Raw genomic sequence first — 16,374 nt, 5'->3', positions numbered from 1 at the left:
CCTTCACTTTTCTTTTCCCTTTTTCTTACAAAATCCCTGTTTTCATCTCTTGAAAACAGGAGTTCTTTGACAGACTGAAAGAAAGACATGACCAAAGGTCATGTCTTTCTTTTTTGGTTTCGGCCGCCGGAGGCGGCCTCCACCCGTTAGAATTTGAATGCTTGGAATGGCAAAGCCATCCCTGCGCCAAGATTTTCGCTTTCAGCGAAAACGCTTGTACAGCGCAAAAGCGCCGCGGCCCAGAAAGACCGCTGGGTGATCTTCAAGATAGCCGATGAAAATTTAATGTATCTATATTGTCACGCTTTGCTAAAAAGAAACACCAGCTGACAGGCTGGTGTTTCTTTTTGGATACCTGTGGTTTTTAGTTTTTGATCGAAATAAATTCGTGCTGCTCCGCGCTCCGGAGGAGCGGCGGCGGGAGAAGTGTTTGGGCGTGCTTTATGGGGCGGCTGAAACGCCTCGGTTCGGAGAAACACCCTGACACAGCAGTCAGCCCGTCAAATGGGAGGAGGGCGAGACAATAAAAAATTTTGCGGCTGGATTTTTTTAACGAAATTGAAACAATCCTGTGGTATGGTATCTCTGTATTTCAGAAAAAGCGCTCAGGAGGGGGCAGGATGTTCAAGAACCCGGTGAAGAACGGACTTCGTCTTATGAGGTCGAACAGCCGCGCGATCCACCGCGCCTATGGCGCCTCCGACAGCAGAACGCTCCATCTGGCCGGGATCTCCGGCGTGGGCAATATCCTGCTGGGACTGGGCAAGATCGCATCGGGCATACTCTCATTATCAGTCTTTGTGTGCATCAACGGGCTGTATACCCTTGGGATGGTGCTGGCACGCTACTGTGCCCTGGCGGGGGCGATCCGGACCCAGGATACCGGACAGCAGTACGGCTATTACCGCCGGTCGGGGATGATCCTGATCGCCGCCAGTCTGCTGTATATCTGCTATTCCGTGTGGAGCTTCTTTCATCCCAAAGAGGTCTCCTATCACATGTATGTGGCTCTGGCCATAGCCACCGTCACCTTCGCTGAGATCGGCGTCAATTTATACGGAATGATCGCCAACCGAAAGAACCGCACCCCGCTGCTTCACGCCATCAAGACCATCAATCTGGCGGCCGCGCTCATCTCTCTGGTTCTGACGCAGTCCGCCATTCTCTCCTTTGCCGGCGGGGAAGACCATGATCCCGCCGTGAACGCGCTGATGGGGATGTTCAGCGGGACCTGCGCGGCGCTGCTGGGAGTCTTCATGCTCTGGCGCATTGGAAAGCTGCGGCGCAGGGAAACAAATGAAATGGGGGACATAAGTTATGATCCGGATACTGGTGGTGGATGACGACCCGAAGCTGAACCAGGCGGCCTGTACGTATCTCAATGACAGCGGCTATGAGGCCAAGGGCTGCCTCAGCGCGGAGGCGGCCTATGACGCCATGTACAGCCAGCTCTTTGACCTGATCATCTCAGACATTATGATGCCCGGAACAGACGGCTTTGAGTTTGCCGAGACAATCCGGGGGCTGAACAAGACCATTCCCATTCTGTTTATGTCGGCGCGGGACGACCTGCCGGCCAAACAGAAGGGGTTTGATCTGGGCATTGATGACTACATGGTGAAGCCCATCGACTTCAGCGAGCTGCGGCTGCGGGTGCGGGCGCTGCTGCGGCGGGCCAATATTGAGGCCAGCCGAAAGCTGACGGTGGGTGGCCTGGTGCTGGACGCGGACGGCCTGACCGCCGCTCTGGATGGGGTGGAGATCCCCGTGACCACCCGGGAGTTCAACATCCTGTACAAACTGCTCTCCTATCCCAACCACGCCTTCTCCCGCTCCCAGCTGATGGATGAATTCTGGGGGATCGAGAGCGGCACGGGCCTGCGGGCGGTGGACGTCTACATCACCAAGCTGCGGGACAAGTTTTCTGCCTGCCCCGCCTTTGAGATCAAGACGGTTCGGGGATTGGGCTATAAGGCGGTGCTGAAATGAAGACGCGGGCGCGAAGAAGGCTGGAGTCCCGGTTTCCGCCTTCCCTGTTTGGACTTTACTTGGTGACGCTGCTTCTGATGTCCGGCATCCACATCGGGCTTGTCACCCTGATCAATGAAAATCCCCACTGGCACACCGCCGTGCAGATCCTGATCCCCACCGCCTACTGGACGCTGGTGGCGGTAGGGCTGACGCTGTTTACCCGGTACCAGATCGCAAAGACCTATGACAAGCCCATGAAGGAGCTGGCCAAGGCGGCGGACAAGGTGGCCCATGGGGATTTTTCCGTCTATATCCCGCCCCTCCACACCTCCAACCGCCACGACTATCTGGACCTCATGTTTCTGGATTTTAATAAAATGGTGGCGGAGCTGGGCAGCATTGAGACCATGCGCACAGATTTTATTGCCAACGTGTCCCATGAGATCAAGACGCCCCTGGCGGCCATCCAGAACTATACCCAGCTGCTCCAGCGGCCCGGCCTGTCCCAATCGGAGCGGGACGCCTATCTGGCTGCCATCCAGGACAGCACCCGCCGGCTCTCGGAGCTGATCACCAACATTCTGAAGCTCAACAAGCTGGAGAGCCAGCAGATCACGCCCCGACGGGAGACCTACGACCTGTGCCGCCAGCTGAGCGAGTGCGCGCTGGCCTTTGAACCGGTCTGGGAGGAGAAGGGGATCGAATTTGACGCCGAGCTGGAGGACCGGGCCGTCATTCAGGCGGACGCCAGCCTCATGGAGCTGGTCTGGAACAACCTGCTGTCCAACGCCTTCAAATTTACCGAGCCGGGCGGGGCGGTTACGCTGCGCCAGACCTCGGACGGGCACGCCGTTTTTGTGGCGGTATCCGACACCGGATGCGGGATATCGGAAGGGGCACAGAGACATATTTTTGACAAGTTTTATCAGGGGGATACCTCTCACGCCGCGGAGGGGAACGGCCTGGGGCTGTCCCTGGCTCTGCGCGTTCTGCAGATGATGGACGGCGAGATCTCCGTGGACAGCGAGGAGGGGAGGGGAACGACATTCACAGTGCGTCTCCCCATCCTGATGGATCGGGAAAAACAGAGTGAAGGACATGGTGCGCAATGACAGAGGAACGCAGACAGGCAGGGGCCGGCTACACCGGCTATGAATACCGTGAGATCTCAGTGCCCAGGGAGTACGTCTCCCTCTGTCTGGACAGCTATCCGTGCTTCGGCTGGGAGGAGGACCCCAACTATGAGCAGCCCGGACGCAGGGGAGCCCACGTCCGTTCCGGGGGAGCCGGTGAAAAAGATGCCGTCACGCTGTACTTCCGCCGCGTCAGGAGCATCCGCAGCAAGGCGGAGCTGACCCGGCTCCAGCGCAATTTTGACAGCTGTGTCGCCGAACTGAAGGCGCTGGAGCGGGCCAAACGGACACAGGGGATGATTGCGGCGCTGACTGTGGGCATTCTCGGCACCGCCTTGATTGCCGGCTCCACCTTTGCGGCGGTGTCCACGCCGCCCAACCTATGGCTGATGATCCTCCTGGCGGTCCCCGGATTTCTGGGGTGGATTCTCCCGTACTTTCTGTACCGGGCCGTGGTGCGGAGAAAAACGGTTCAGATAGAGCCGCTGATCGAGCAGACATATGATGAGATCAACGATATCTGCCAGAAAGGCAGCCGACTGCTGCCTTGACTTTGGCGGGAACAGAGGTGCTGGACGCTGTGCACACAGCGTCCAGCACCATTTTGTCGAAAAACCTGTGTAGAGATGAATCCGCTCAAGTTGGGGCGGGACGCTGTGTGTACAGCGTCCCGCCCGTTTGATTTTTTGAAGAAACCCAAGCGGGGGCAGAAAAACTCCCCGCGGTCCGATTCCGCTTCTGTCTGCCTCCGGCGTCCGCATTTTTCACATTTCTCAAACAAAATTCAAGCAAACGGGAAACATAGACCCTGTAAACTGCACTCATCAAGCGAAAGGAGTGTTCATGATGGCAAATCCGGAACATGGCTTTGTGGGTTTTGAATATTTGGAGGTCTCCGCAAAGCGCAGCATGGAGTCCATGTATGTGGACGGTTATCGCAATTTCGGCTGGAAGTTTGAGGGCGCCTCGGCGCAGGAGGCGGGCAGCGGCGCCGTGCGGCTCAAGTTCAAGCGCGACCGCAGAATCCCAAGCAAGGCGGAGCTGACCCGCCTCCAGCGGCAGTTTGAGGCCTGCGCCCTGGAGATCGAGGCGCTGGAGCGCTCCAAAACGACTGCCGCCGCCATCGCGGCGTTTACTATCGGCCTGGCGGGCAGCGCCTTTTTAGGTGGGGCGGTGTTTGCCTACTTGAACGGCCTGCTGCCCCTGATGGTGGTTCTTGCGGTGCCGGGCTTTCTGGGCTGGATCGCCCCCTACTTCTGCTATCAGAAGATTCAGCGGCGCAGGGCGGAGCAGACCGCGCCCATCATCGAGCAGAAAAACGACGAGATCTACTCGGTCTGCGAGCAGGGGTGCCGTCTTCTGACCGCCTGATGGGAGAAGGTGGGCCGCAGGCGTACCGCGTGAACCGCGTCTCTGGTCCGGTCCCGCGTCGGCGGAAATCCGTGCGGGCGCGGTTTCTGGAAGCTGCAAATAGGGCAGGCCCGCGCCGCGCGGTCTGCCGGGAGGTGCTGTGCCAGGTGATTTGAGGGCGGCGTTTCATATTTTGCAAACAAAACTCAAATACAGGACAAACAAAGGGGCGGTACGATGTGCCCTGGTGTCAGGCGGATGCCGAAAGAATCAATGACAGAAATAGGGAGGAAATCAACATGAAAAAAAGTAATTTCACAGCCCTGGTGCTGGGAACGGTCGGCGTGGTGTTCTTTGCGCTGGGAATGTGCATGGGGATGCTGCCCCAGTGGGGCATGTTCCGCCAGGGGGTTGTGTGCGGGGTGGTTGGTCTGGTCATCCTGCTGGCCACGGTGGTCGTCTGGCGGAAGATGGAGGGCAAGGACCCCATCCAGATCAATGCCAAGACGGTGGGTTCCATCCTGGTCGGCGTGCTGGGCGCGCTGCTTTTTGGGGTGGGCATGTGCCTGTCCATGGTGTTTGGAAAGATGGTTCTGGGCATTGGGATCGGCCTGGTGGGGATTGTGGTCCTGCTGATGCTGATTCCGCTGACCAAGGGCATCCACGAATGATGTACAGCATTTCTACCGGCGGAAGTATGGACATGCCTCCGGGGAAGTGCGGTGGGAGGGGGGACCGTCTGGGCCCCTTGAGCGTGAAGAAAGCCGAAAGCCTTGGATTTCAAGGCCTTCGGCTTTGTTCCGTGACATGCGGTTTTTTATGGCGCTTCCGGAAGAAGAGGGGAGAGGGCGCAGATGCTCACCGCCTTCGCCGGGGCGGCCGGGACTGGGGCTCCTGTTCTACCAGGATGATGTCCTCCCCAAAGCGGCGCACCGAACTCCAGGGGATGTAGCGGTCCTCCTCTCGGCCCAACAGGCCGAACAGCCTCCGCCGGCCGGGGACCACCAGTGAGCGCACCTGGCCGCTCTCCAGGTCCACCTCCATGTCCTCCACATATCCGAACCGGCTTCCGTCCCGCAGGCCGATTACCTCTTTCCAGCGCAGCTCCGCGATCCGCGTCTCCATGGAGCATGCCCCCTTTCTGTGGCTGTTTTATGGATATGCGGGGGAGGAGCTGTCCTATACGAAAAATGCCCCAGCGCATCGATAAAATGCGCTGGGGCAGGAACTGCCTATTACAGGACCTTGCTGAGGAACAGCTGGGTCCGGGGGTTCTGGGGGTGGTCGAACAGCTCGCTGGGGGAGTTTTCCTCCAGGATCTTGCCGCTGTCCATGAAGATGACCCGGCTGGCCACCTCGCGGGCGAAGCCCATCTCGTGGGTGACCACCGCCATGGTCATGCCCTCGTGGGCCAGGTCCCGCATCAGATCCAGCACCTCGCCCACCATCTCAGGGTCCAGGGCGGAGGTGGGCTCGTCAAAGAGCATCACGTCGGGCTCCATGGCCAGGGCCCGGACGATGGCGATGCGCTGCTTCTGGCCGCCGGAGAGCATATTGGGGTACTCGTCCGCCTTATCCGCCAGACCGATGCGCTCCAGAAGCTTCTTAGCCTGTGCCTCCGCCTCGGCCTGGGTCTTCAGCTTCAGCTGGACCGGGGCCAGGGTGATATTTTTCAGCACCGTCATGTGGGGGAACAGGTTGAAGTGCTGGAACACCATGCCCATCTTCCGGCGGTGCAGGTTGATATCCACCTTTTTGTCGGTGATATCCACGTCGTTGAAGTAGATATGTCCCGAGGTGGGCACCTCCAGCAGATTCAGGCACCGGAGCAGGGTGGACTTGCCGGAGCCGGAGGGGCCGATGATGGCCACCACCTCGCCCTTTTGAATGGTGAGGGAGCAGTCGTTCAGGGCCATGACCGCCCCGTGGTTATAGGACTTGACCACGTGCTCCACACGGATCAGATTACCGCTTGTCGCCACGGCGCATCCTCCTTTCGATTGCCTCAATTGCCTTGCTGGCGGGGAAGTTGATGCAGAAATAGATGGCCGCTACCAGGACGAAGGGGCCCACCGAGATGGTGGTGGTTCCGGCCACATTGCGGGCGGCCCAAGTGAGCTCCATCATGCCGTAGGTGGAGCAGATGGAGGACTCCTTCACCATGGTGACCACCTCGTTGGCCAGAGCGGGGAGCACATTCTTGATGGCCTGGGGCAGCACCACCAGCTTCATGGCCTGCCACTGGGACAGACCCAGGGAGCGGGCGGCCTCGGTCTGGCCGGAGTCCACCGCCAGAATGCCGGCCCGGAAGATTTCGGCCACATAGGCGGAACTGTTCAGAGCCAGAGCCACCACGAAAGGGATGAACATATTCAGGCGGATAAAACCTACGGTGATACGGGGCACCTGAATGATAGAAGAGAAAATGCCAAAGTAGATGATGGTCAGCTGAACCAGCAGGGGGGTGGAGCGAAAGACCGCGATATAAGCCCCGGAGATGGTATGAATCAGCTTGTTTTTGCTCAGCCGCATCAAAGCCAGCACCAGAGCGGGGATGACGGCCAGAAGCACCGCCGCAACGGACAGAGCCAAGGTGTTTAAAACGCCATCGACAAAATAGGGGGCATATTTGGGCAGAAATTGGAAGTTGATAAAGCTGGCCGGGCCCGGATCGGTAAACAGCTGAATGAAGGGTTCAAACGTGGTGGCAATCTGTTGAGCGAGATTCTCAAACATGGCGGCACTCCTTTATTTCTGTCAGGGAAACAAGATGAGACCGTGGAAAGCCGGCTAGACCAGCTTTCCACGGTACGCGTCATTTAAAAAGATGGGGGAGATCAGCCCTCCAGGGCCTGGTCGCTGAGTTCATTGGCCTCGGCGATGAAGCTGTCCATGGTGCCGTCCTCCAGCACGCGGGCGATGGTCTCGTTGATGGAGGGGAGCAGGTTGCCCGGGTCATCCTTGGGCACCCACACGCGGTAAGGCTCCACATAGCCGCTCAGGTCAATATCAACAGCGGCCAGATCGGGGTTGGATTCCAGGTACTGGTCGGCAACCGCGCCGTCCAGGATCAGAGCATCCACCTGATCATACACCAGGGCGTTCACCAGGTCGATAACGGAGGACATGAAGTTGGGGGTGGCGCCGGGCATGTCGTTGGTGACGATGTCCGCCTTGGTGGTGGCCATCTGTGCGCCGACCACCATGCCGTCAAAGTCCTCCAGAGAGGAGTAGTTGCCCTCGTTGCCCGCCTTCACCAGGATCTTGGGGGGCAGGTCGGAGTAGTAGCCGTCAGAGCAGTTGGCGTTCTGGCTGCGCTCGCCGTCGTCCTCCAGGGCGGCGATGATCATGTCGCACTGGCCGTTGTTCATCAGGGTGAACAGGTTATCGAAGTCCATGTGGACGACCTCACACTCCAGGCCCAGGTCCTCGGCGATCTGGCGGCCCAGGGCCACGTCCAGACCCACAATCTGGTCCTCGCCGTTCTCGTCCAGGATGTGGAACTCGAAGGGGGGATAGTCGGCGGAGGTGCCCAGGATCAGCTTGCCGGGCTCTACGGTGGTGACCTCAGCGGCAGTGCTGGAATCCCCGGTGCTGCCGGAGGCGTCCGCCTGAGAGGTGCTGGCGTCCGTATTGGAGCTGGAGCCGGAAGCGGAGGAGCCGCTGTTGCCGCCGCAGGCGGCCAGGCTCAGGGCCATGGTCAGGGTCAGGCCCAGCGCAAGAAGTTTTTTCGTCATTCGTTTCAATCTCCTTTACAGGCCTGGACCGGTTGCCCGGTCCAAACAGGTTGTTAAGAGTATACTCCTAAAATTTATACATCGTCAATAGATAAATATGCGAATTCTCCTGTTTTGCGGAATTTTTTTTGGCGTAAATGACAGCGCGGGAGAATTTGCAGTTGAAAGTGGGAAAGAAAGGGGGTATAATCCCCACTGCAAGGTTTTTTGAAGGAGAAAAACCGGGGGTGCGTCACGCGGGAAGCAGGCGGGCCGCCCCCGGATGAGAGTGGAACAAAATGAATAAAATTTTGCATAATTCAGTTTTGTATGTCAATTTGGAACAGCTGCGCCGGAACGTGCGGACCCTGCTGGGTGAGCTGGAGGGGAAAGAGCTGATTCCGGTGCTCAAGGGCAACGCCTACGGCCTGGGGCTGGAACGGATCGGCCGGGAGCTGGCCGCCTTTGACGAGATTCACACCCTGGCGGTGGCCCAGGTGTCCGAGGGGGCGGCCCTGCGGGAAGCGGGAGTGGAGAAGGACATCCTGGTGCTGGGGGGCGTGCCGGAGCGGCTGCTGGCCCCGGCGGTCGAACTGGACCTGACCCTGCCTGTGTGGCGGCTGGGGGTGCTGCCCCAGCTGGCCCGGCTGGGACAGAATCTGGGCCGGCCGGTGAAGGTCCAGGTGAAGGTGGAGACCGGCCTGCACCGGGTGGGGCTGACGCCGGGGGCGGAGCTCTCCACCCTGATGGAGGAGTGGCGGGCCGCCCGCCCCTGGGTGACCGTCACCGGGGCATACAGCCACTTTGCCGACCTGGGAGACCGGGCGCGGACCGGGGAGCAGATGAGGACCTACCTGTCCGGAGTGGAACAGCTGGAGGCGGGGGGGATGGAGATCCCCTTCCGGCATATCTCCGCCAGCGCCGCCAGCGAGTATTTCCCCGAGTACCGGCTGGACGGGGTGCGCATCGGCCGGCGGCTGTACATGGACCACCCCACAAAGCCCCTGGGGACCATCGGGGAGGTGGCCTCCTGGCGCACCTGGGTGACCAACCTGCGGGAGCTGAAGGCGGGGGACGCCCTGGGCTACGGGGGGCACGTCCGGATGGAGCGGGACGGGACGGTGGCCACCATCGCCGTGGGCTACGGGGACGGCCTGAGCCCGGAGCTGGTCGGGGCCAATGGCCCGGTGCTCATCCGGGGGCGGCGGGTCCCCATGCTGGCCTGCTGCATGGACCAGACCGTTGTGGACGTCACCGGCCTGGACTGCCGGGTGGACGACGAGGTGACCCTGTACGGGTACGACCGGGCGGGGAATTTTCTCTCCGCCCAGGAGGTGTCCCTCCTCATCGGGGACGACGAGGGGTGCGGTCTCACCTCCCTCCTCAGCGGGCGGGTGGCCCGGGTGTATGAGGAGTAGCGTGAAACAGGCCGGAGGGAAATTCCCTCCGGCCTGAAAGTTTGTGCCAGTTCAGTTTGTCTCCGCCTGAACGAAAACCGACCGCTCTGTCAGCAGGGCGCGAAGCTCCTCCAGAGACCCGGACAGCAGGTCCTTTTTCTGGAGCAGAAGAATGGAGTTCTCAAAAATGGGGGCCAGCAGGTCCGCAGTCTCAAGAATCCAGGAGAGGGAGGAGAGGGGAATTTCCTGGCGCTCCGGCTCCTGCTCCGGGCCTGTGGACAGGAGCAGAAGGCTGGAGGGCGTGAAGGAGACCTGCCAGTGCTCCGGAGACTGGAGGGACTCCTGCCGTTTCAGGAGAGCGTCCGCTTCCGGATAGAACGGGGTGCGGTCCTCCCGCGGACGATAGATCAGGGCGGCCAGGCCGAGGACTAGGCCGAAGATCCCCAGGAACAGGAAGCGGCCTAACGTCTCACTATTGGCCCCGGCGAAGGTGAGCAACGCGCCCTGGAGCAAACTCAAGATACCAAGCAGAGTGCGTCTGTGCCGCCACAGGGCCGCAATGCCCGCGCCATAGGCGGCGGCCCCTGTGAGCAGGGGAGCCAGGAGGGAGTGGGGTTCCATCAGGCCTGGCAGCAGAAGGAACAGACCCAGAGCCCAGCACAGGACTCCCAGTATGCTCCTCCGGCGCCGGCGGCGGACCTGGACCGCTTGCGGAGCCCTCTCCGCACGGTTGAGACGGTCCGTCAGGGCCCAGAGTTTCGGCAGACGGCGGCGGGAGTCCAGTTCTACGCGTTTGGCCAGCAGGGTTTGTACCTGGGGGAGCAGGGCCCGGTCCAGAGGTGTGATCGAAAAGGTACAGACAGTCTCCATACAGGGGTCCTCCGTTGTGAAAATGAGCTCGATTCGCTGCGCAGAGTATATCATATGCGACCTGCAGTGAACAAGAAGAATGTCTTAAAGTTTTCTAAAATTTTTAAGAAGGCGGACACGAACTGATACAGGAGGAAACTTTTCGATCTCCATTTCGTCTATTTCTACTGTGCAGGTAAAATTTAAGGAAAATTCTATTGAAATTTTTACAAAAAGCGGTATGCTAGAGAGGACTGCAGCATAGGAGGAGACGAAATTGAGCGGATTGCGGAGCCTGCTGTACCGGGACACCTTTCCCCGGCTGGCGGCGGATCTTCGGGAGCAGCCGGGCAAGTGGCTGTCAAGGCTGGTATTTTTGCTGGGGCCCTGGGCCTCTTTTTGGATGGTGGAGATCCTAAATGAGAACGATATGTTCTCCGATCTCTACGCCTGGCAGGTGCTGATGAACCTGATCTGGTACTACATATGGTTCGTGGTGTGCCGTCTGGCGCTGGGCCGGCGGAGGCGGGCGGCGGCCCTGGCGGCAGCGGTGTGCTTTCTGGTGGGGCTGGTCAACCACTATGTGCTCCGGTTCCGGGGGCGCATTTTGTTTCCCGCCGATTTGACCGCCTGGCGGACGGCGGCCAATGTGGCTGACGCCTTTGATTTCTCCATCGACCTGGAGATGCAGCAGGCGCTGATCCTGCTGGCAGCCTATCTGGCCATGGTGTTCTTCTGCGTCCCCCAGAAGAGGCGGGACAAGATGCCCAAGCCCCTGGGGGCCGGGCTGATCCTCTTTATCCTGGGCTATAATTTCGCGTTTTTCTGCACCGGCGCCCTCCCGGCCCTGGGGATCTACACCCAGCAGTGGGTGACCCAGGCCAACGGATTCCTGCTGAACTTCACCGTGGCCATGCGGTACAGCTCGGTGGACAAGCCGGAGGACTACAGCCACGACAAGGTGCTGGAGCTGATGGAGGAGTACCCCGCGGTGGAGGGGGACGGCTCCGTCACTCAGCCGGTGAACATCATCGCCATCATGAACGAGTCCTTTGCGGACATGACGATCTTTGAAAACCTGGCGGTCTCAGACGACCCAACCCCCTTCCTCCACTCCCTGGAGGAGAACACGGTGAAGGGGTGGATGTACTCCCCGGTGACCGGCGGCGGGACGGCCAGCGTGGAGTTTGAGTATCTCACCGGCTTCGCCACCATCTTCCAGCCGCCCCACACGGTGGCCTATCAGCTCTACACTGAGGAGGGTATGCCCTCCCTGGCCGCCCTGGCGGGCAGCCAGGGGTATGAGAGCACCGCCTTTCACCCCTACCAGTCCTCCGGCTGGAACCGGCCCATTGTGTACAGCAATATGCGCTTTGACCACCAGATGTACCAGGAGGACGTGGAGGACCCCTATCTGATCCGCCACTACATCTCCGACCAGTCGGACTATGAGAAACTCTATGAGATCACCGACGGGGAACAGGGAGATAAGACCTTTATCTTCAATGTGACCATGCAGAACCACAGCAGCTACGCCCAGGGCTGGAACAACCTGGAGAAGACCATCACCCTCCCGGATGTCCAGAAGGCGGCCGACACCACGGCGGAGCAGTACCTGTCCCTGATCCGGGCCAGCGACGACGCCCTGCGGGATCTGATCGAACACTACAGCCAGAGCGAGGAGCCCACCATGGTAGTCTTTTTCGGCGACCACCAGCCCCCTCTGAAGAACGCCTTCTACGAGCAGCTCTACGGCAAAAAGCTGTCTGAGCGTACCACCGAAGAGGTGATGCAGCAGTACGCCACCCCTTTCTTCATCTGGACCAACTACGACATAGAGGAGCGGCAGGACGTGGTCATCAGCCCCAATTTCCTGGGGGTGCTCACCGCCCAGATGGCCGGTCTGCCCCTCACCGGGTACATGAACTTCCTGTCCCAGCTCTATGAGGTGCTGCCGGTGATCACCCCGGTGGGCCTGATCTCCGCCCAAGGGGCGTTCCTCACCGAGGAGGAGCTCAATGAGGAGCAGCAGGAGTGGCTGCTCACCTATGAGACGCTGAACTACTGCGGTATGGTGGACCTGTTCGACGAGGCAAGGCCCATGTATTGCCTGGATTAAAAAACAGCCGCCCAACTGGGCGGCTGTTTTTGTTGGTTACAGCTGAAAGTCCTCGTCTTTGAGTCCACTGAAATCCGCCTTGGCGGGGCGGGGCGGGACCCGCTTGAGGGGGTCATACCGGAAGGCGCGGCAGTGGGACGCGCCGGACATGACACCTTTCTTGTCGCACACCACCTGGTCCGCGTCCAGGGGGCGGCTGCGGGCGCAGTAGGAGCAGCGGGGATCAATGTTCTTTTGAAACAGGGCCATGAAAGGGCCTCCTTTTCCTGATGTGAAATCTTGACTTTTATTATACTCCCCGGAGCCGCTTTTTTCCACTGCTTTTTTTCACCACCCGGAGGGCCAGGGCAAACAACAGCAGCCAGGTGCCCCAGGCGGATGCGGTGGAGATGGTGAGGGCCTGCTGAAAGTCCAGGGCGGCCAGGGTCTCCGTCTGCTCTGCCAGGTAGGCGGAGACGGGGGCCTCCAGGGGGAGGAGGGGGACCAGCAGCCCCAGCAGTGCGGCGGACAGCCCCCCATGGAGGAGCTTTCCCACCAGATAGGTGCGCATGGATAGGCCGCTGTCCCCCAGGAAAGCCAGCACCTGGCAGTGGACGGACAGCCCCGCCCACCCCAGCATGAATGCGGCCATGGACAGCCGCCCGGACAGGGAGCCGCCGGTGAGGGAGGACACCCCTGATGAAACCTCCAGCAGGCCGGTGAGCAGCCGCTGGGCCCAGGATTGGTCAAAACCCAGGGGACCAAACAGCAGGGAGAGCAGCCGGGCCAGGCCGGTGAGCACGCCGGTGAGGCTGAGCATGCGGATGGTGACGGTAAAAAACAGCACAAAGGCGCAGATATTCAGGGTGGAGGACAGGGCCCCGGTGACCGAGTGGGTGAAGGCGGAGGGGAAGGAGGCGGTTTGAAACTGGGCGCCCTGGAGCCGCCCCCTGCGGGGGCCCTCCCCCGGGCGGTAGAAGCGGAACAGCAGCCCCACCAGCAGGGAGGCGGCCATGTGGACCAGATAGAGGAGCAGCCCCAGAGCCCCACTGCCGAAGACTCCGGCCCCCACAACCCCAAAGATGAAGGCGGGGCCGGAGTTGTTGCAGAAGGCCAGCAGCCGCTCCGCCTCCGTCTTGGAGCACTGGCCGTTCTGGTAGAGTGAGATGGCCGTCCGGGCCCCCACCGGATAGCCCCCCACAAAGCCCAGAGCCAGGGCGGAGGCGCAGGCCCCGTTCACCCGGAACAGGGGCGCCATCACCGGCTGAAACAGCCGCCCCAGGTACCGGGACATCCCCAGCTCCACCACCAGGGAGGAGAGGACGAAGAAGGGAAACAGGGAGGGGACGATCACATTGCCGCACAGCTTCAGGCCGTCCCTCATGGCCCCCATGGCCTCCCCCGGCCACAGCACCAGGGCCAGCGCGGCGCACAGCAGCCCCAGGGCCAGCAGAAGCTCCCGGTATTGCCGCTTTCCCACCAGCCGCCCCACAGCGCTCCCTCCTTTATGCCTTGTTTAAAGCATGTCAATCAGCCCTGACGGCGGGTCTTTTTCCGCCATACCGCGTTGATTTTCCTTGCAATCCACCAAGGATTGCCGCGTCAAATCGCCTTGTCTGACGAAAAAATTCCTCGCCGTTGGGCACATTTCCATGCTTTAAACAAAGCCTAGATCAAACTGAAAAAAGAATATGCGGAATGAGGGCAAAACTTGCTTGTCCCGGGGAAATTCCGGCGGAAAAGTATCAAAACGGGAAAAGAATTGCCTCCTCCGCTTGCGGAACCCTGCAAAACCGATTATAATGAATAACAAGAAGGAAACAGCCGCCTTTTGGGAAAGGAGGCGCGGAACCATGAGCGCGCAGGATATTTTTGAGACCATCAGCAGCCAGTATTTTCAGCTGACCAACTCGGAGAAGAAAGTGGCCGACTATGTGCTGGCCCACCGGATGGACGCCCAGTACATGTCCATCTCCGAACTGGCGGAGGAGTGCGCGGTGGCCGACGCCACCATCTCCCGGTTCTGCCGCCGCCTGGGTCTGGGGGGCTATAACACCTTCAAGCTGGAGCTGGCCAAGGCGTCCATGGCCGCCCACAGCGCCCGCCGGGCGGGAAACGAGGAGGGCGGCCGGGACGGCTTTGAGGCCATGTGCCGGGAGCGGATGCAGGAGAGCACCGCCGCCCTGGAACAGACGGTGAAGCGGCTGGACCCGGAGGCGCTGAAGCGGGCGGCCGACCTTCTGTTCCAGGCGGGGAGGGTGCTGTGCCTGGGGCAGGGGAGCTCCATGGTGCTGGCGGAGGAGGCCTGGACCCTGCTGTCCTCCATCTCTCCCAAATTTGTTCTGGTGCCCGACTCCCACCAGCAGATGGCCGCCCTGGCCCTGATGGAGGAGGGGGACGCGGCCCTGTACTTCTCCTACTCCGGCTCCACCCGGGAGATCCAGGACGCCCTGGAGGTGGCCCATGCCCGGAAGGGGAAGGTGATCCTGATCACCCGCTTTCCCAAGTCACCCGGGGGCCTGAAGGCGGATGTGGTCCTCCAGTGCGGCTCCAATGAGGGACCCCTTCAGGCCGGGTCAGTTCCCGCCCGGGTGGCCCAGCTATTTGTGCTGGACCTGCTGTACACCGAGCTGTTCCAGCGGGCTCCGGAGCAGGCGGTGGAGTGCCGGGAGCGCATCGCCGAGGCCATTGCCCGGCGGCATGTATAGGAATGGGAAAACCCTTCTGCCAGCGAAGCTGGCAGAAGGGTTTTTTATCCTAGCGCCACGTCCAAAATCATCATCAGGGTAAAACCCACGGCGAAGCCGATGGTGCCCAGGTTGGAGTGCTCTCCCTGGCTGGCCTCGGGGATAAGCTCCTCCACCACCACATAGAGCATGGCTCCGGCGGCGAAGGCCAGGAGGTAGGGGAGGGCAGGGGCGATCTGAGAGGCCAGCAGAATGGTAAGCAGGGCGCCCGCAGGTTCCACCACTCCGGAGAGCAGGCCGTACAGGAAGGCACGCCCCCGGCTGGCCCCCTCGCTTTTGAGGGGGAGGGAGATGATGGCCCCCTCGGGGAAGTTCTGGATGGCGATGCCGATGGACAGGGCGAAGGCCCCGGTGAGGGTGATCTCGCCGTGTCCGGTGAGCATGCCGGCGAATACCACGCCCACTGCCATCCCCTCGGGGATGTTGTGGAGGGTGACCGCCAGCACCAGCATGGTCAGCCGCTTGAAGCTGCTGTTTGGACCCTCCGCCTTCTCGCTGCCCAGGTGCAGGTGGGGGACCAGTTGGTCCATCAGCAGCAGAAAGGCCATGCCCAGCAGAAAGCCCACCGCCGCCGGCAGGAAGGCCAGCCGCCCCAAGTGGGCGGACTGGTCCATGGCGGGGATGAGCAGGGACCACACCGCGGCGGCCACCATCACCCCGGAGGCAAAGCCCAAAAGGGCCTTCTGCACCAGGGGGTGGATCTGGCGTTTCAGGAAAAAGACGCACCCCGCGCCCAGCGTGGTGCCGAACAGGGGGAGGAGCAGCCCGAAAAGCAGCCCTCCGTCCAAGAGTTGATTCAACATGGGGATTCCTCCATTCCGGCGGCTCCCCCGGAGATAAGATCAGGGGAGCCTGTACTGCTCCAGCCGCAGCCGGAGCTGCTGGTTGACCAGCTTTCGGGCCATCAGCTCCTTAAACTGGACGGTCTTATTCTTCCCCTGAAGACGCAGCTCCTCCAGCTTTTGGGCCAGTTCGGTCTGTTCCCGCTCCAGGTCGGAGAGCAGGTCCTCACACCGGCCCAGCCGGTCCAGGGCCCGGGAGAGCTCCGCCCCCTCCGCCAGGGCCCAGGTCTCCTCCCGGCGCTGGGTATAGCGCTCCATATCAGATTCCTCC

Annotated in this window: 19 protein-coding genes; 9 read left to right on the top strand and 10 right to left on the bottom strand. The window is 60.9% G+C overall.

All coding sequences use genetic code 11. The annotated features are described in order from the left end of the window. The first annotated feature begins 620 nt into the window (after window positions 1-620). From H6B31_RS11055 to H6B31_RS11040, 4 genes are read left to right on the top strand one after another with little or no spacing between them, the layout of a single operon-like run. Window positions 621-1,343, top strand: coding sequence for a cation diffusion facilitator family transporter (locus H6B31_RS11055; RefSeq protein WP_204898559.1), 723 nt, complete (start codon window positions 621-623; stop codon window positions 1,341-1,343). After that, entirely contained in the window at window positions 1,318-1,989 is a 672-nt protein-coding gene (locus H6B31_RS11050; protein ID WP_204898558.1) for a response regulator transcription factor, read from the top strand. The genes H6B31_RS11055 and H6B31_RS11050 overlap by 26 nt, the downstream gene beginning before the upstream one ends. Beyond that, window positions 1,986-3,083, top strand: a complete 1,098-nt coding sequence (locus H6B31_RS11045; RefSeq protein ID WP_204898557.1) for a HAMP domain-containing sensor histidine kinase — start codon at window positions 1,986-1,988, stop codon at window positions 3,081-3,083. Before H6B31_RS11050 ends, H6B31_RS11045 begins: the two co-directional genes overlap by 4 nt. Continuing rightward, window positions 3,080-3,655, top strand: a complete 576-nt coding sequence (locus tag H6B31_RS11040; RefSeq protein ID WP_204898556.1) for a hypothetical protein — start codon at window positions 3,080-3,082, stop codon at window positions 3,653-3,655. Before H6B31_RS11045 ends, H6B31_RS11040 begins: the two co-directional genes overlap by 4 nt. Here the strand turns inward: H6B31_RS11040 and H6B31_RS17820 are convergent. Then, complete coding sequence (locus H6B31_RS17820; RefSeq protein ID WP_204898555.1) at window positions 3,577-3,885, bottom strand: zinc finger domain-containing protein; 309 nt, start codon at window positions 3,883-3,885, stop codon at window positions 3,577-3,579. The two genes, H6B31_RS11040 and H6B31_RS17820, sit on opposite strands and share 79 nt — an antisense overlap. A gap of 65 nt (window positions 3,886-3,950) precedes the next feature. On the opposite strand from H6B31_RS17820, the gene H6B31_RS11030 reads away from it, so the two are divergent. Further along, complete coding sequence (locus tag H6B31_RS11030) at window positions 3,951-4,475, top strand: hypothetical protein (protein ID WP_204898554.1); 525 nt, start codon at window positions 3,951-3,953, stop codon at window positions 4,473-4,475. A gap of 278 nt (window positions 4,476-4,753) precedes the next feature. Then, window positions 4,754-5,125, top strand: a complete 372-nt coding sequence (locus H6B31_RS11025; RefSeq protein WP_204898553.1) for a hypothetical protein — start codon at window positions 4,754-4,756, stop codon at window positions 5,123-5,125. A 187-nt stretch (window positions 5,126-5,312) separates the two neighbouring features. Here the strand turns inward: H6B31_RS11025 and H6B31_RS11020 are convergent, their stop codons facing one another. The 4 genes from H6B31_RS11020 to H6B31_RS11005 all read right to left on the bottom strand — a co-directional run bounded on the left by H6B31_RS11020 (window position 5,313) and on the right by H6B31_RS11005 (window position 8,191). Next, window positions 5,313-5,579, bottom strand: coding sequence for a YlmC/YmxH family sporulation protein (locus H6B31_RS11020; RefSeq protein ID WP_087286762.1), 267 nt, complete (start codon window positions 5,577-5,579; stop codon window positions 5,313-5,315). A 110-nt stretch (window positions 5,580-5,689) separates the two neighbouring features. Beyond that, window positions 5,690-6,418: an ATP-binding cassette domain-containing protein gene (locus H6B31_RS11015; protein ID WP_204898563.1), complete on the bottom strand. Its 729-nt coding sequence runs from the start codon at window positions 6,416-6,418 to the stop codon at window positions 5,690-5,692. A gap of 1 nt (window position 6,419) precedes the next feature. Next, window positions 6,420-7,190, bottom strand: a complete 771-nt coding sequence (locus tag H6B31_RS11010) for an amino acid ABC transporter permease (RefSeq protein ID WP_207752313.1) — start codon at window positions 7,188-7,190, stop codon at window positions 6,420-6,422. Window positions 7,191-7,291: 101 nt separating this feature from the next. Then, complete coding sequence (locus H6B31_RS11005; RefSeq protein ID WP_204898552.1) at window positions 7,292-8,191, bottom strand: transporter substrate-binding domain-containing protein; 900 nt, start codon at window positions 8,189-8,191, stop codon at window positions 7,292-7,294. A 278-nt stretch (window positions 8,192-8,469) separates the two neighbouring features. Between H6B31_RS11005 and alr the strand changes: the two genes are divergently transcribed. After that, complete coding sequence (alr, locus tag H6B31_RS11000; RefSeq protein ID WP_275960378.1) at window positions 8,470-9,588, top strand: alanine racemase; 1,119 nt, start codon at window positions 8,470-8,472, stop codon at window positions 9,586-9,588. Window positions 9,589-9,639: 51 nt separating this feature from the next. On the opposite strand, the gene H6B31_RS10995 is transcribed toward alr, so the two are convergent. Beyond that, the gene (locus tag H6B31_RS10995) at window positions 9,640-10,437 is read right to left on the bottom strand and encodes a hypothetical protein (RefSeq protein ID WP_204898550.1); all 798 of its coding nucleotides are present in this window, start codon (window positions 10,435-10,437) and stop codon (window positions 9,640-9,642) included. 256 nt (window positions 10,438-10,693) lie between these two features. Between H6B31_RS10995 and H6B31_RS10990 the strand changes: the two genes are divergently transcribed. Continuing rightward, window positions 10,694-12,535 (top strand): LTA synthase family protein, encoded by a 1,842-nt coding sequence (locus H6B31_RS10990; protein WP_204898549.1) that lies wholly within the window; start codon window positions 10,694-10,696, stop codon window positions 12,533-12,535. A gap of 36 nt (window positions 12,536-12,571) precedes the next feature. On the opposite strand, the gene H6B31_RS10985 is transcribed toward H6B31_RS10990, so the two are convergent. Together H6B31_RS10985 and H6B31_RS10980 are read right to left on the bottom strand one after the other, a co-directional pair. Beyond that, window positions 12,572-12,784: a hypothetical protein gene (locus tag H6B31_RS10985; protein ID WP_087286747.1), complete on the bottom strand. Its 213-nt coding sequence runs from the start codon at window positions 12,782-12,784 to the stop codon at window positions 12,572-12,574. A gap of 40 nt (window positions 12,785-12,824) precedes the next feature. Next, window positions 12,825-14,006, bottom strand: coding sequence for a nucleoside recognition domain-containing protein (locus tag H6B31_RS10980; RefSeq protein WP_346014070.1), 1,182 nt, complete (start codon window positions 14,004-14,006; stop codon window positions 12,825-12,827). Window positions 14,007-14,367: 361 nt separating this feature from the next. Between H6B31_RS10980 and H6B31_RS10975 the strand changes: the two genes are divergently transcribed. After that, window positions 14,368-15,222 carry a MurR/RpiR family transcriptional regulator gene (locus H6B31_RS10975; RefSeq protein WP_204898548.1) on the top strand — a complete coding sequence of 285 codons (855 nt, stop codon included), beginning with the start codon at window positions 14,368-14,370 and terminating at the stop codon, window positions 15,220-15,222. Between the two features lie 44 nt (window positions 15,223-15,266). Here H6B31_RS10975 and H6B31_RS10970 read toward each other — a convergent pair whose 3' ends face one another. Continuing rightward, on the bottom strand, window positions 15,267-16,064 hold the full coding sequence (locus H6B31_RS10970) for a ZIP family metal transporter (RefSeq protein ID WP_204898547.1): 798 nt from the start codon (window positions 16,062-16,064) through the stop codon (window positions 15,267-15,269). Between the two features lie 39 nt (window positions 16,065-16,103). Further along, window positions 16,104-16,361, bottom strand: a complete 258-nt coding sequence (locus tag H6B31_RS10965; RefSeq protein WP_087286732.1) for a hypothetical protein — start codon at window positions 16,359-16,361, stop codon at window positions 16,104-16,106. Between the last annotated feature and the right edge of the window lie 13 nt (window positions 16,362-16,374).

Origin of the sequence: Pseudoflavonifractor capillosus (assembly GCF_016899775.1) — a bacterium.
Lineage (GTDB): Bacteria > Bacillota > Clostridia > Oscillospirales > Oscillospiraceae > Lawsonibacter.
This window is presented reverse-complemented; position numbering and strand designations above follow the sequence as displayed.